This window comes from Microbacterium sp. CFBP9034, from assembly GCF_034045255.1.
Lineage (GTDB): Bacteria > Actinomycetota > Actinomycetes > Actinomycetales > Microbacteriaceae > Microbacterium.
Window position 1 is genome coordinate 2,116,866 of record NZ_JAXCWC010000001.1, and the last position, 13,401, is coordinate 2,130,266.

At 69.9% G+C, this 13,401-nt stretch carries 13 protein-coding genes; 10 read left to right on the plus strand and 3 right to left on the minus strand.

Translation table 11 applies throughout. The annotated features are described in order from the left end of the window. Positions 1-23 precede the first annotated feature (23 nt). The 7 genes from ruvC to SOM19_RS09750 all read left to right on the plus strand — a co-directional run bounded on the left by ruvC (position 24) and on the right by SOM19_RS09750 (position 7,900). Positions 24-599 (plus strand): crossover junction endodeoxyribonuclease RuvC, encoded by a 576-nt coding sequence (gene ruvC / locus SOM19_RS09720; protein ID WP_320486312.1) that lies wholly within the window; start codon positions 24-26, stop codon positions 597-599. A 61-nt stretch (positions 600-660) separates the two neighbouring features. Then, positions 661-1,281, plus strand: a complete 621-nt coding sequence (gene ruvA / locus SOM19_RS09725) for a Holliday junction branch migration protein RuvA (RefSeq protein ID WP_320486313.1) — start codon at positions 661-663, stop codon at positions 1,279-1,281. Then, a complete protein-coding gene (gene ruvB / locus SOM19_RS09730) occupies positions 1,274-2,302 on the plus strand; it encodes a Holliday junction branch migration DNA helicase RuvB (protein ID WP_320486314.1) in 1,029 nt (342 codons plus the stop codon). Before ruvA ends, ruvB begins: the two co-directional genes overlap by 8 nt. Positions 2,303-2,384: 82 nt before the next feature. After that, on the plus strand, positions 2,385-2,831 hold the full coding sequence (locus SOM19_RS09735; RefSeq protein ID WP_320486315.1) for a preprotein translocase subunit YajC: 447 nt from the start codon (positions 2,385-2,387) through the stop codon (positions 2,829-2,831). Between the two features lie 39 nt (positions 2,832-2,870). Continuing rightward, the gene (gene secD / locus SOM19_RS09740; protein WP_320486316.1) at positions 2,871-4,607 is read left to right on the plus strand and encodes a protein translocase subunit SecD; all 1,737 of its coding nucleotides are present in this window, start codon (positions 2,871-2,873) and stop codon (positions 4,605-4,607) included. Further along, positions 4,607-5,596 (plus strand): protein translocase subunit SecF, encoded by a 990-nt coding sequence (gene secF, locus SOM19_RS09745; RefSeq protein WP_320486317.1) that lies wholly within the window; start codon positions 4,607-4,609, stop codon positions 5,594-5,596. The genes secD and secF overlap by 1 nt, the downstream gene beginning before the upstream one ends. A gap of 54 nt (positions 5,597-5,650) precedes the next feature. Continuing rightward, on the plus strand, positions 5,651-7,900 hold the full coding sequence (locus SOM19_RS09750) for a RelA/SpoT family protein (protein WP_320486318.1): 2,250 nt from the start codon (positions 5,651-5,653) through the stop codon (positions 7,898-7,900). Here the strand turns inward: SOM19_RS09750 and SOM19_RS09755 are convergent. The 3 genes from SOM19_RS09755 to SOM19_RS09765 all read right to left on the minus strand — a co-directional run bounded on the left by SOM19_RS09755 (position 7,879) and on the right by SOM19_RS09765 (position 10,686). Next, entirely contained in the window at positions 7,879-8,439 is a 561-nt protein-coding gene (locus tag SOM19_RS09755; RefSeq protein ID WP_320486319.1) for a type IV toxin-antitoxin system AbiEi family antitoxin, read from the minus strand. The two genes, SOM19_RS09750 and SOM19_RS09755, sit on opposite strands and share 22 nt — an antisense overlap. A gap of 95 nt (positions 8,440-8,534) precedes the next feature. Next, entirely contained in the window at positions 8,535-10,271 is a 1,737-nt protein-coding gene (locus SOM19_RS09760; protein ID WP_320486320.1) for a DUF349 domain-containing protein, read from the minus strand. A 94-nt stretch (positions 10,272-10,365) separates the two neighbouring features. After that, the gene (locus tag SOM19_RS09765) at positions 10,366-10,686 is read right to left on the minus strand and encodes a dioxygenase (RefSeq protein ID WP_320486321.1); all 321 of its coding nucleotides are present in this window, start codon (positions 10,684-10,686) and stop codon (positions 10,366-10,368) included. Between the two features lie 114 nt (positions 10,687-10,800). Here SOM19_RS09765 and SOM19_RS09770 point away from each other — a divergent pair, with 114 nt between their 5' ends. The 3 genes from SOM19_RS09770 (at position 10,801) to SOM19_RS09780 (ending at position 13,386) form a co-directional block, all read left to right on the plus strand. After that, on the plus strand, positions 10,801-12,132 hold the full coding sequence (locus SOM19_RS09770; protein WP_320486322.1) for a replication-associated recombination protein A: 1,332 nt from the start codon (positions 10,801-10,803) through the stop codon (positions 12,130-12,132). Between the two features lie 224 nt (positions 12,133-12,356). Next, positions 12,357-12,986, plus strand: coding sequence for a 30S ribosomal protein S4 (rpsD, locus tag SOM19_RS09775; protein WP_320486323.1), 630 nt, complete (start codon positions 12,357-12,359; stop codon positions 12,984-12,986). Positions 12,987-13,101: 115 nt separating this feature from the next. Continuing rightward, positions 13,102-13,386: an ATPase gene (locus SOM19_RS09780; protein WP_320486324.1), complete on the plus strand. Its 285-nt coding sequence runs from the start codon at positions 13,102-13,104 to the stop codon at positions 13,384-13,386. Positions 13,387-13,401: the final 15 nt, after the last annotated feature.

Below are 13,401 nucleotides of genomic sequence, written 5' to 3' on the forward strand. Positions count from 1 at the left end.
TGATGCTCGCCTAGCGTGGAGTCGTGACACCCCCACCTGCGCGCGGCGCGCTCCGAGTCCTGGGCATCGACCCCGGGCTCACCCGCTGCGGTGTGGGCGTGGTCGACGTGGCACCGGACCGCTCGGCACGGCTGGTGCACGTGGGCGTCGTGCGGTCCGACCCAGGTGCCCCCATCGAAGAGCGACTCGCGGTCATCGCCGCGGGACTGCGTGCGGTGATCGACGAGCACGGCCCGGCGGTCGTCGCTGTGGAGCGGGTGTTCGCGCAGCACAACCGCCACACGGTCATGGGCACCGCGCAGGCCAGCGGCATCGCGCTGCTGGTCGCGGGGGAGCGCGGGCTTCCCGCTGCCACCCACACGCCGTCCGAGGTGAAGGCGGCCGTGACGGGCTACGGCTCCGCCGACAAGCTCCAGGTGCAGACGATGGTGGCACGCGTGCTGCGCCTGGACGCGCTGCCGCAGCCGGCCGACGCCGCCGACGCGCTGGCCCTCGCCCTCTGCCACGCCTGGCGCGGCGGGGCGGCGTCCGCGCCATCCGGTCCTCTCACGCCCGCTCAGCGGGCGTGGGCCGACGCCGAGCGGCTCTCGCGGCGCTGATAGGCCGCGCGCTGAGCGTGTCGCTCGAACAAACGTCCGAACGCCGCCGTAGGCTCGGACCATGATCTCGTCAGTCCGTGGCACCGTCGTGCACATCGAGCAGGATGCGGTGGTCGTCGAGGTCGGGGGAGTCGGACTCCATGTCGCCGTCACCCCTCAGGTCGCCCGTTCGGCGCACCTCGGCGAGGCCCTGATGCTCCACACCGCCCTGATCGTCCGGGAGGACGCCCTCTCGCTGTTCGGGTTCGAGGAGCGGGACGAGCTCGTCGTCTTCACCCAGCTCCTCGGAGTGACCGGTGTGGGGCCGAAATCCGCGCTGGGCGTGCTCGCGACCCTCACCGTTCCCCAGATCGCCGACGCCGTGGGCGCCGACGACGACGCACCCTTCCGTCGCGTCTCCGGCATCGGTCCCAAGACGGCCAAGCTGATCGTCCTGCAGCTCGCGGGCAAGATCGTGGCGACCCGCGCCTCCGCGCCGGGGCGAACGGATGCCGCGACCGCCGTGCCCGCGCAGGTCGTCCAGGCTCTCATCGGTCTGGGGTGGTCCGAGCGGATCGCGTCCGAGGCGGTCGAGGCGGTGGCAGGCGATGCCGCCGAGTCCGAACGGACCTCTGTGCCGGCGCTCCTGCGGCTGACGCTGTCGGTGCTCGGCCCGGCGCGGAAGGAGACCGTCGGTGGATGAGGTCCGAGACGCGGACGAGCCCGTCGACGAGACGGAGCTCGCGATCGAAGGCGCCCTGCGGCCGACGTCGCTGGCGGAGTTCGTCGGACAGCACAAGGTGCGCGGGCAGCTGCAGCTGCTGCTCGACGCCGCCCGCATCCAGCAGCGCCCGCCGGACCACATCCTGCTGTCCGGTCCTCCGGGCCTCGGCAAGACCACCCTTGCGATGATCGTCGCCTACGAGAGCGGCCGGCCGCTGCGGCTCTCGAGCGGTCCCGCGATCCAGCACGCGGGGGATCTCGCCGCACTCCTGTCGAGCCTCACCCCGGGCGAGGTGCTCTTCATCGACGAGATCCACCGCATGGCACGGTCGGCGGAAGAGATGCTCTATCTCGCGATGGAGGACTTCCGCATCGACATCATGGTGGGCAAGGGTGCCGGAGCCACCAGCATCCCGCTCGATCTCGCCCCCTTCACCCTTGTCGGCGCCACCACGCGATCCGGACTCCTTCCCAACCCGCTCCGTGATCGCTTCGGATTCACGGCGCACCTCGAGTACTACGAGCCCGAGGAGCTGGAGCGGGTCATCCAGCGGTCCGCGGCCATGCTCGGAGTATCGGTGCCGCCGATCGCGCGAGCCGAGATCGCGCGCCGGTCGCGGGGGACGCCTCGCATCGCGAACCGGCTGCTCCGCCGCGTGCGGGACTATCTCATCGTCTACGGCGACGGACAGGCGGCGGATACCGCGATCGTCGACGCGGCACTCGACCTCTACGACGTCGACTCGATCGGCCTCGACCGGCTCGACCGTGCGGTGCTCGACGCCGTCGTCCGTCGGTTCCGGGGCGGACCCGTCGGGCTGAGCACGCTCGCAGTGACGGTGGGCGAAGAGGCGGAGACGATCGAGTCGGTGGTGGAGCCGTACCTGGTGCGCATCGGCTTCATGGGGCGCACACCGCGGGGGCGCATCGCGACGCCGGAGGCGTACGCCCACCTGGGCGCGCGCCCCGCAGAATCGGCGCTCCGATTCGATGACCTATAATCACTGAAGGCTTTCGCCCACCCCCCTCTCACAGGCAGCGCCGCCCTGGTGCGCGCCTGACCCGAAAGGTCATCTCTTCTTCATGAGCGACTTCTTTGCCAACTACGGCCTCATCATCCTGCTGGTCGTGCTCCTCGTCTTCATGTTCTGGAGCTCGCGCCGCCGGATGGCCAAGCAGAAGCTCGAGCAGGAGCAGCGTGCGCGCCAGACGGTCCCCGGTGCCGAGGTGATGCTGCAGGGCGGCCTGTACGGCACGATCGTCTCTTACGACCCCGACAACCTCGACCAGCCCGCGATCGTGGAGCTGGCTCCCGGCGTGGAGATCAAGGTCCACAGCCAGGCGATCCTGCGCGTCGTGGCCCCCACCGACGACGTCGTGGTGACCGAGGACGACTACCTCCCCGAGACCACCGCGCCGGCCGACGACGTCGTCGTCGTCGAGGAGATCTCCCCGGTCGTCGATGACACGCGCACGACGGGCGACACCGTCGATCCGGGCACCGAGCCCGGCACCAAGCCCCAGGCCTGACCGACCTGCCCGTTCGGGCTTCTCCAGAAAGCGGAATCCGTGGCGACTTCCACCCCTGTCCGGCATGCGTGGCGCGCGCTGATCGGTCTCCTCGTGATCACGGCCATCCTGGCCGGGATCAACGCGCTCGGCGTGTACGTGTTCAAAGAGAGCTCGTGGACGCCCGAGCTGGCGCTCGACCTCCAGGGCGGCACGCAGATCGTGCTCGAGGCTCAGACCTCCGAGGGCGCTGATCCGACGACGGAGCAGATGGACCAGGCGGTCACGATCATCCGCCAGCGCGTCGACGCCTCCGGTGTCGGCGAGGCGGACGTCACCACCCAGTCGGGCAACCAGATCGTCGTCCAGATCCCGGGTCAGGCCGACGAGGAGACCCGGAACCGGATCGAGGCCTCCGCACAGCTCCAGCTGCGCGCGGTGCTCTACACGGGCTCGCCGGTGACCTCGTTCGTCGGCGATGACGGCAAGGAGACGCCGTTCCCGACGCCCGACCCCACGCTGCAGGCGACTCCGACGGCCGAGCCGACGGACGGCAGCGACCAGTCGTGGATCACGCCGAAGCTCCAGGCGGAGTTCCTGGCGTACGACTGCGCCAACCCGACGAACGACCCCGCCAGCGCGCCGGCCGACCAGCCGCTCATCACGTGCGACCCCGACGGGACCTCCAAGTACATCCTCGGCCCCGTCGAGCTCGACGGCTCGTCCATCGATGACGCGACCTTCGGTCTGCAGCAGCAGAACAGCCAGTGGGCGGTCAACCTGCGCTTCGACGAAGAGGGCACCAAGACCTTCGGCGAGATCAGCCAGCGGCTGTACGGCGCCGACCCGCCGCTGAACCAGTTCGCGTTCGTCCTCGACGGGTACGTGCTCTCGGCGCCGTCGATGAACGCGGTCATCCTGGGCGGCGACCCGAGCATCACCGGCAGCTTCACGCAGGAGTCGTCCAAGGTCCTCGCCGACCAGCTGAAGTACGGCGCACTGCCGCTCAGCTTCACCGTCGAGAGCTCGAACTCGATCTCCGCCACGCTCGGCTCCCAGCAGCTGCAGATCGGCCTCATCGCCGGCCTCATCGGCCTGCTGCTCGTCGCGCTGTACTCGCTGATCGTCTACCGGGCGCTGGGCTTCGTGATCATCGCGTCGCTCATCGTCATGGGAGTGCTCACCTATCTGACGCTCTGCATCCTCGCCTGGCGCATGGGCTTCCGCCTGTCGCTGGCCGGTGTCGCGGGTCTGATCGTGACGATCGGCTTCACGGCCGACTCGTTCATCGTCTACTTCGAACGCATCCGAGACGAGCTGCGCGACGGGAAGTCGATCACGAGCGCCGTCGAGGACGGCTGGGATCGCGCCAAGCGCACGATCTACATCTCGAAGTCGATCAACATCCTCGCCGCCGTGGTGCTCTACATCCTGGCCGACGCCACGGTGAAGGGCTTCGCATTCACGCTCGGGCTCACGACCGCGATCGACGTGCTGATCTTCATCCTGTTCACCCACCCGGTGATGCAGCTGCTGGCGCGCACCAGGTTCTTCGGCAGCGGTCACCCGCTCTCGGGCCTCGACCCCACCGCGCTCGGCGCCGTCTACCGAGGGCGCGCGCAGTTCCGCGAGCCGGTTCCGGTGTCCTCGACCACGGCTGCGGGCCGTCGCGCCACCAAGTCGCGCGGCGAGGCCGTCCGACGCCAGACCATCGCAGAGCGCAAGCAGGCTGAGCTCACCGGCGCCGCGTCCGACACCTCGAAACCCGGCACGAACGCCAAGGAGGGAGACGTCTGATGCGCTCCATGAGCCAACTCGGCAACGACCTCTACACCGGCAAGACCTCGTTCCCCTTCATCGGACGACGTCGCCTGTGGTTCCTCATCGCGGCGATCCTCGTGATCGGCTCCGCCATGGTGCCGCTGTTCCGGCCCATCGAGTTCTCGATCGAGTTCACCGGCGGGTCGCAGTTCACCGTGAACAACGTCGAGAGCCCCGACCAGACGCTGGCCACCGACGCGGTCCACTCCGTGGTCCCTGACGCGACGACGAAGGTGGTCACCCTCGGTGACGACGCCGTCCGCGTCCAGACCGGGCAGATGACGGATGCCGAGAGCCGCGAGGTCTCCGAAGCACTGGCCGAGGCGTACGACGTCCCGGTCTCCGAGGTGAGCTACTCGTTCATCGGGCCCAGCTGGGGAGCCGACGTCACGCGCCAGTCGCTGTGGGGCCTCGCGATCTTCCTCGCCCTGACCTTCCTGATCCTGGCGCTCTACTTCCGCACCTGGAAGATGTCGGTCTCCGCCATCATCGGCCTGGTCGACGTGCTCGTGATCACCGTGGGCGTCTACGCGCTCTTCGGCTTCGAGATCTCACCCGCCGCCGTCATCGGATTCCTCACGATCCTCTCGTACGCGCTGTACGACACGACGGTCGTGTTCGACAAGATCAGGGAGAACACGAGCGAGGACGGCGAGGTGTCGGGCCGCAGGTTCGGCGAGTCGGTGAACCTCGCGGTGAACCAGACGCTGGTGCGGTCGATCAACACCACCGTGGTGGCGATCCTGCCGACCGGCGCCATCCTGATCATCGGCTGGCTCTGGCAGGGCGCGCAGACGCTCACCGACCTGTCGCTCGCGATCTTCGTGGGCACGATCGTGGCGGCGTACTCGACGATCTTCGTGGCGGCGCCGCTGTACTCGCTGCTGCGCGAGAATGAGCCGGCGATCAAGGCGCGCGACGAGCGGGTCACTGCGGCCCGCGAGCTCGCGGGCACCCCGGCCTGAGGCGCGCCCACGCGGGCATAGGATTGTGAGGTCCAGCGGAGGGGAGGCGATCGGATGACCGAGACCGTCCCCCCCGCGCAGACTTCGTCGCTCCGACGCCTGGTTCCGCGCATCTTCTCGCGCTCGGCCCGTCGTGACGACGTCGAGCAGCTGCTGCGGACGGTGCGCACGCACCACCCCAAAGGCGACCTCTCGATCATCGAGCGCGCCTATGCCGTCGCCGACACCGCTCACTCGGGCCAGACCCGGCAGAGCGGCGAGCCGTACATCACCCACCCGCTGGCCGTCGCCCAGATCCTGGCCGACCTCGGCCTCGGGCCGAAGGCCATCGCCGCGGCCCTGCTGCACGACACCGTCGAGGACACCGGCTACGCGCTCGACACGCTGACCGCGGAGTTCGGCGACGAAGTGGCGATGCTCGTCGACGGCGTCACCAAGCTCGACAAGGTCAAGTACGGCGAAAGCGCCCAGGCCGAGACGGTCCGCAAGATGATCGTCGCCATGTCGCGCGACATCCGGGTGCTCCTGATCAAGCTCGCCGACCGGCTGCACAACGCGCGCACATGGGGCTTCGTCCCGCCCGAGAAGGCGCGCAAGAAGGCGACCGAGACCCTCGAGATCTACGCCCCGCTGGCCCATCGCCTCGGCATCCAGGCGATCAAGTCCGAACTCGAAGACCTCTCGTTCGCCGTGCTGCACCCCAAGCTCTACGCCGAGATCGAAAGCCTCGTGAAGCAGCGCACACCGCAGCGCGAGCAGTACGTGCAGAACGTGATCGACGCCGTCGACACCGATCTGCGCGAGCTCCGCATCCGCGGGCGGGTCATGGGCCGGCCCAAGCAGCTCTACTCCGTCTACCAGAAGATGGTGGTGCGCGGCCGCGAGTTCGACGACATCTACGACCTCATCGGCATCCGCATCCTGGTCGGCAGCGTCCGTGACTGCTACGCCGTGCTCGGTGCGATCCATGCGCGCTGGACGCCGCTGCCCGGCCGGTTCAAGGACTACGTCGCAACGCCGAAGTTCAACCTGTACCAGTCGCTGCACACGACGGTGATCGGACCGGGCGGACGGACCGTCGAGATCCAGATCCGCACCAACGAGATGCACCAGCAGGCCGAATTCGGCGTGGCGGCGCACTGGAAGTACAAAGAGCGCATGAACGGCGCCAAGCCCGACGCCAAGTCGCTCGACACTGACATGGCGTGGCTCGCGCACATCTCCGACTGGCAGGCCGAGACCGCCGACCCGGGCGAGTTCCTCGACTCGCTCCGCTTCGAGATCGGCGCCAAGGAGGTCTACGTCTTCACCCCCAAGGGCCGGGTGATCGGGCTTCCGGCGGGTGCGACCCCCGTCGACTTCGGCTACGCCGTGCACACCGAGGTGGGCCACCGCACCATGGGTGCCAAGGTCAACGGCCGGCTCGTTCCGCTGGAGTCCGAGTTGAAGAGCGGCGATGTCGTCGAGGTCTTCACCTCGAAGAATCCGGATGCCGGCCCCAGCCAGGACTGGCTCACCTTCGTCAAGAGCACGCGGGCCCGCAACAAGATCCGCGGCTGGTTCACGAAGGAGCGCCGCGAGGAGGCCATCGAACAGGGCAAGGAAGCCATCGCGCGTGCGATGCGCCGACAGAACCTCCCGCTGCAGCGGCTGATGAGCCAGGACTCCTTCACCGAGGTCGCACACCAGCTTCGCTATGAAGACGTCTCGTCGCTATACGCCGCGGTGGGCGAGGGGCACGTCTCGACGCAGTCCGTCATCGAGAAGGTCACGGCGCTCGTCAGCGCGAACGACACGACCACAGGCCCCATCGAGCTCCCCGGTCTCGGAAAGCCCCGTCAGCCGCGGGGCGGCGACTCCGGAATCCTCGTGCGCGGGGCACCCGACATCCTGGTGAAGCTCGCCAAGTGCTGCACCCCCGTGCCGGGCGACCAGATCATGGGCTTCGTGACCCGCGGCAGCGGCGTCTCGGTCCACCGCACCGACTGCACCAATGTCAAGTCGCTGATGGACGACACCGAGCGACTGATCGAGGTCGAGTGGGCGCCGACCACCAAGAGCGTCTTCCTCGTGCAAATCCAGGTGGAGGCACTCGACCGCTCGGGCCTGCTGAGCGACGTGACACGGGTGCTGAGCGAGCACCACGTGAACATCCTTTCGGCCTCGGTGTCGACATCCAGCGACCGCCTGGCACTCAGCCGCTTCGTGTTCGAGATGGGCGACATCGTGCACCTCGACCGCGTGCTGAATGCGGTCCGGCGCATCGATGCCGTGTACGACGTCTACCGCGTCACGTCGTCCTGAGCGTCGTCTCGCTCCAGCCCTCGCAGCAGCGCGATCGCGGCCCGCTTGTGGGGGAGTGACGCCTGCTCCAGCCGGGCGATCGCCTCGTCGCGCAGGCCCGCCCGATCTTCGGACAGCAGGCGCGCCGCGCGTGCATGGGCATCGTCGCCGACGCGGGCGAGGTCCGCGAGAGTGCGGACGGCGGATGTCACCCGAACGCCGCCGATCAGCTCGAGGTCTGCCGGATGCACGGCGAGATCGCGATAGACGAGGTGGCCGACCGGCACGCGGTGGAGGCGTCTGTCGACCGCCCGCTGAACGGTGTGGCGCACCGGGGGTTCAGGAAGCGCCCCGTGGATCCAGGCGGCCGTCAGGTGGGTCGCCGCGAGTGTCTCACCGAGGATGCCGGTGAGGGAGCCGGCACGCAGGGCACGCGTCTCGACGGCGTCGGCCGGGATGTAGGCGTCGCCGAGCTCGACCACATCGCCGTCGAGTCGTGCGGCCGTCAGCTCGGCGAGCGACAGCCGGTCATCGGCGAAGTACAGGAACGGTGACGCCATACCCGCAGTGTGCCCCACACCGGCAGGCGACGGATGCCGCGTCCCTCACGCTGTGGACAACGTCGCCGCCCGCCGGACGAAGGAGGAGACGGGCGTCAGCCGCCGAGCGCCTTGAGCCACGCCCGACGAGCCTCGAGGGCGTCGGTCGCGTTCGCGATCGCCTTCTTGTCGCCGGACTTCTCGGCGGCAGCCAGTTCGTCCTCCAGCTTCTCGATGGCGTCGGTCAGCTGGCGCGTCATGTCGTTGGCGCGCGCCTTGGTCTCGGGGTTGTTGCGCTTCCAGTCCGTCTCTTCACGCGACTTCACACCCTGCTCGAGCTTGCGCAGCTCGTCGTCGAGCGTGCGCTCGGCGTCTCGGGGGAAGATGCGCCCGATGTCGTCCCAGCGACGCTGCACGCTGGTGAGGAGCGACCGCGCCTTGGCGAGGTCGCGCTCGTCGGCGACCGCCTTGGCCTCTTCGAGGAGAGCGCGCTTGGCCTCGATCTTCTCGCGCGAGGCCTCCGCATCCGCCGACTCCCGCTCGATGCGCGCACTGTACAGGGCATCGCCCGCGGCCTTGAACCGCGCCCACAGCGCGTCGTCGACCTTCTTGCCCGCGCGACCGGCGGTCTTCCACTGGTCGAGCAGCTCCCGGTAGGCGGGGATGCCGTCCTCGCCCTTGGGTGCGAGCGCCTCCGCTTTCTCGACGAGCTTCGTCTTGCTCTCGCGGACGCCCTTGTGGGTCTCGTCGAGCTCGGCGTAGAACTCGCGGCGGTGCTTGTCGACGGTCGAACGGGCATCGCGGAATCGCTTCCAGAGCTGCTGCGCGGCGGCCTTGGGCAGGCGAGGGCCGTTCTGCTGCTGCGACTGCCATTGGTCGAACAGCTCGGTGAGCTCGGCCGTCGCCTGCTTCCACTGCACCGACCGGGGGTCGCGTGCGGCGAGGGCTTCGGCCTTCTCGACCAGCGCCGTGCGCTCACGCACCGCTTCGCCCACGGCTTCGCGCGCGGCTGCCGCTTCGGTCTCGGATGCCGCGGCGAGGGTCGCGTTGAGAGCGGCGACCCGCGCCTCGAGGGCGGCGAGATCGCCGACGGCGGCGGCGCCTTCGAGCTTGGCCGAGACGGCGCGCGCCGCGCTGCGCAGGTCGGAGGCGGATGCCCCGCCACGACGGTGGCGCACTTCGAGGAGTCCGACCTCGCTGGCGAGATCCGCGTACTTGCGCTCGAAGTAGGCGAGAGCTTCGTCGGGCGTGCCGTCGGGGAACTGACCGACGACCCGCCAGCCGTCCGCCTCACGAACCGACACGGTGCCGTCATCCTCGACGCGCCCCCAGGGCTCGCCGGAACCTGCGTCGGCGACGGCCGCTGCGGCGGCCGTGGTCGTGGACCGGGGCTTCGGCCTCGGCATGGGCGCGGGCGCGGGAACGGCGTTCACCGCGGGCGCGGCGGCTTCGGCGGCGGCGGTCTCCTCGACCGGAGCGGCCTCGGGTTCAGCGGCCCCGGGTTCAGCGGCCTCAGGCTCAGCGAGCTCGGCGGTGTCGGCCGCGGGCTCAGCCGCCTCGGGCTCAGCGAACTCCGCCTCAGCGGGCTCGGCGCTGTCGGGCGCGGGCTCAGCGGCCGCGGGCTCAGCGACCTCGGGCTCAGCCGCCTCGGGCTCGGCGGTCTCGGGCGCGGGCTCCGGCGTGTCCGCGGGGGCCGCCTCGGGCGACTCCACCTCGGCAGACTCCGGCGACGGATCGACCGATCCGGTGTCGTTGCCGTCGGCCTCGACGGACTCCGTCCCGTGCTCGGCGGGCTCGACGTTCTCGGCGTCGGGCTCGGTGGATTCGGGAGTGGACTCTGCTGCAGCAGTCACGGGATGCACCTCATCGCGGCTCTCGCCGCCTGTGGGGGATGGACGGCTCCCCAGCCTAGTACGGGCGAGCGCGATCGCTCAGTTGCTCAGCGCGTCACGGGGTGGGGGTCGGCGTCACGCTCGGCATCGGACTGGTCACGCTCGGCGTCGGAGTCGGGGTACCGGTCGGGCCGGGCGTCACTCCCGGTGTCGAGGTCGACGTCGGCGTCGGCTCGGGCGCACCGGGTCCGGCGACGAAGTACGCGGTCTGAACGGCGAGGACGCCCACGATCAGCACCCCGCCCGCGATGCCGGCGATGAGGTTGTCGCGCGTGCGTCGGCGGGCCCTGTCGCGGTGGAACTCCTGGCGCGCCTGATACAGACGTGCGCGCTCGCGTGCTTCGCGCGCTTCGCGATCCTTGCCTCCGGTCGCCACGGAACCTCCCTCGCTCCGGGTCGACGCCCGGGCCGGGTTGATCCTACGGGGCGCTCTCACCGGCGGCCAAACCGCTTCGCGCCGCGCGTCGCAGGTGCGGGCTAGCCTGGAACGGTGACGATCCCGACCGCGCTCTTCCAGGGGCAGACGCCCCTCGCGGTGCGCATGCGGCCGGTCACGCTCGAAGAGATCGCGGGGCAGAGCCACCTGCTGCGACCCGGCTCGCCCCTCGTCACGCTCGCGAATCCGGATGCCGCGGCCCGCGCCGCCACATCGGTCATCCTCTGGGGGCCGCCGGGCACGGGCAAGACCACGCTCGCGCAGGCGATCGCCCGCACGTCGGGGCGACGCTTCGTCGAGCTCTCCGCGGTCACGGCGGGCGTCAAGGACGTCCGGGAGGTCATGCAGGAGGCGCTCACCCAGCGCGACCTCTACGGTCAGTCGACGATCCTCTTCCTCGATGAGATCCACCGGTTCACGAAGGCCCAGCAGGATGCGCTCCTGCCGGGCGTGGAGAACGGGTGGGTGGTGCTCATCGCCGCGACAACCGAGAATCCTTCCTTCTCGGTGATCTCGCCGCTCCTGTCCCGCTCGCTCCTGCTTACGCTGAAGCCGCTGACCGACGACGACCTCCGGCTGCTGATCGACCGTGCGGTCTCAGACGCCCGAGGTCTCGCCGGAGAGGTGGTCCTCGGCGACGACGCGCGCGATGCCCTCGTGCAGCTCTCGTCGGGCGACGCGCGTCGCGCGCTCACGGCCCTGGAGGCCGCGGCCTCCCTGGCGGAGCCGGGCGACGACGGCGACAGCCCACCCGCCATCACCTCCGAGCACGTGTCGCAGGCGGTCGACCGGGCGCTCCTGCGCTACGACCGGCAGGGCGACGAGCACTACGACGTCATCAGCGCGTTCATCAAGTCCATCCGCGGGTCCGACGTGGATGCCGCGATGCACTACCTGGCGCGCATGATCGAAGCGGGCGAGGATCCCCGGTTCATCGCCCGGCGCCTGATCATCTCGGCGGCGGAGGACATCGGCCTCGCCGACCCCCACGCCCTCCCGCTCGCCGTCGCGGCCGCCGACGCCGTGCAGCTCATCGGCATGCCGGAGGGCCGCATCCCGCTCGCGGAGGCGACCGCGTATCTGGCGACCACCGCGAAGTCGAACGCGGCATACCTCGCTGTCAATGCGGCCATCGCCGACGTGCGCGCAGGCGGATTCGGGCGCGTGCCGGTGCACCTGCGCGACGCCCACTACCCCGGGGCCAAGCGCCTCGGTCACGGCAAGGGCTACGTCTACCCTCACGACTCCGACGTCGGGGTGGCCGCCCAGCAGTACCTCCCCGACGAGCTTCGCGGGCGCCGCTATTACGAGCCGACCAACCACGGCCAGGAGCGAGACGTCCAGGCCCGGCTCGAGAAGATCCGGCGCATCCTGGCCGGCGACTGAGCGGTCGAACCCGGACGCCCCGCGCGAGCGTCGGCCGAAGGCAGCCGTCGGCGAGGACGGAACGCGCCGTCTGTTAGACTTGACCGGCTCGAAACACAGTTTTCGGGCATCCCCACCACCCTTCACAGCCTCCGGGTCGCCCCGACGTGCGTCCCGACAGGCGGGTTCCGGGATACGTCCGTGAGCTGCGAAAGACGCGGCCACGTCATCGGAAGGAATCCTTCGTGCCTACGAAGTCCCAGGACCGCCGCAAGGTCCGCCTGTCCCGCGCACTCGGTATCGCGCTGACCCCCAAGGCAGCCAAGTACCTCGAGAAGCGCCCCTACGCGCCCGGCGAGCACGGCCGCACCAAGCGCAAGCAGGACAGCGACTACGCCGTCCGCCTCCGCGAGAAGCAGCGTCTCCGCGAGCAGTACGGCATCCGCGAGAAGCAGATGCGCAACACCTTCAACGAGGCCCGTCGCACCCAGGGTCTGACCGGTGAGAACCTCGTCGAGCTGCTCGAGATGCGTCTCGACGCCCTCGTGCTGCGCGCCGGCTTCGCCCGCACCACTGCCCAGGCGCGCCAGATGGTCGTGCACCGCCACATCCTCGTCGACGGCCAGCTCGTCGACCGCCCGTCGTTCCGCGTGAAGCCGGGTCAGCTCATCCACGTCAAGGCCAAGAGCGAGGGCACCGAGCCCTTCCAGGTCGCAGCCGCCGGTGGTCACGCCGACGTCCTGCCGCCCGTGCCCGCCTACGTCGAGGTCGAGCTCGACAAGCTCCAGGCCCGCCTCCTCCGCCGCCCCAAGCGCGCCGAGGTTCCCGTGGTCTGCGAAGTCCAGCTCGTCGTCGAGTACTACGCCGCTCGCTGATCTCAGCTCGCGAACTGGTTTCGCACGAAGGGCGCCGGGGAGACCCGGCGCCCTTCGTCGTTTCCGCCTACGATGGGGTGGTGCCGCGCCCGGCGGCCACCGAGGAAGTGGTGAAATGAAGACCCTGCTGTGGTTCCTGGTCGGCATCGCCGGAGGTTTCGTCATCGCGCACCTCGTGAACAAGGATCCCCGTGGCCACGAGGTCCTCGCCGAGGTGGACGCGCGCATCACCGAGTTCACCGACCGGATCGGCGACGCGTACCGCGAGCAGGAGGCCCGCATCTCGGGCCTCGTCGACGACGTCAAGGACGCCGCCGCCGAAGCCGCCGAGGCGGCGCGTGCCGTGGCATCCGACGCCCTCGACACCGCGGCCGACGTCGCCAAGAAGCTCACCGACTGACCAGCGGCCATCCAG

Excerpts from the sequence above, each read along its gene's own strand:
- ruvA (WP_320486313.1), top strand. The coding sequence starts at position 661 with ATGATCTCGTCAGTCCGTGGCACCGTCGTGCACATCGAGCAGGATGCG.
- SOM19_RS09735 (WP_320486315.1), top strand. The coding sequence starts at position 2,385 with ATGAGCGACTTCTTTGCCAACTACGGCCTCATCATCCTGCTGGTCGTG.
- SOM19_RS09750 (WP_320486318.1), top strand. The coding sequence starts at position 5,651 with ATGACCGAGACCGTCCCCCCCGCGCAGACTTCGTCGCTCCGACGCCTG.
- SOM19_RS09755 (WP_320486319.1), bottom strand. The coding sequence starts at position 8,439 with ATGGCGTCACCGTTCCTGTACTTCGCCGATGACCGGCTGTCGCTCGCC.
- SOM19_RS09780 (WP_320486324.1), top strand. The coding sequence starts at position 13,102 with ATGAAGACCCTGCTGTGGTTCCTGGTCGGCATCGCCGGAGGTTTCGTC.
- secF (WP_320486317.1), top strand. The coding sequence starts at position 4,607 with ATGCGCTCCATGAGCCAACTCGGCAACGACCTCTACACCGGCAAGACC.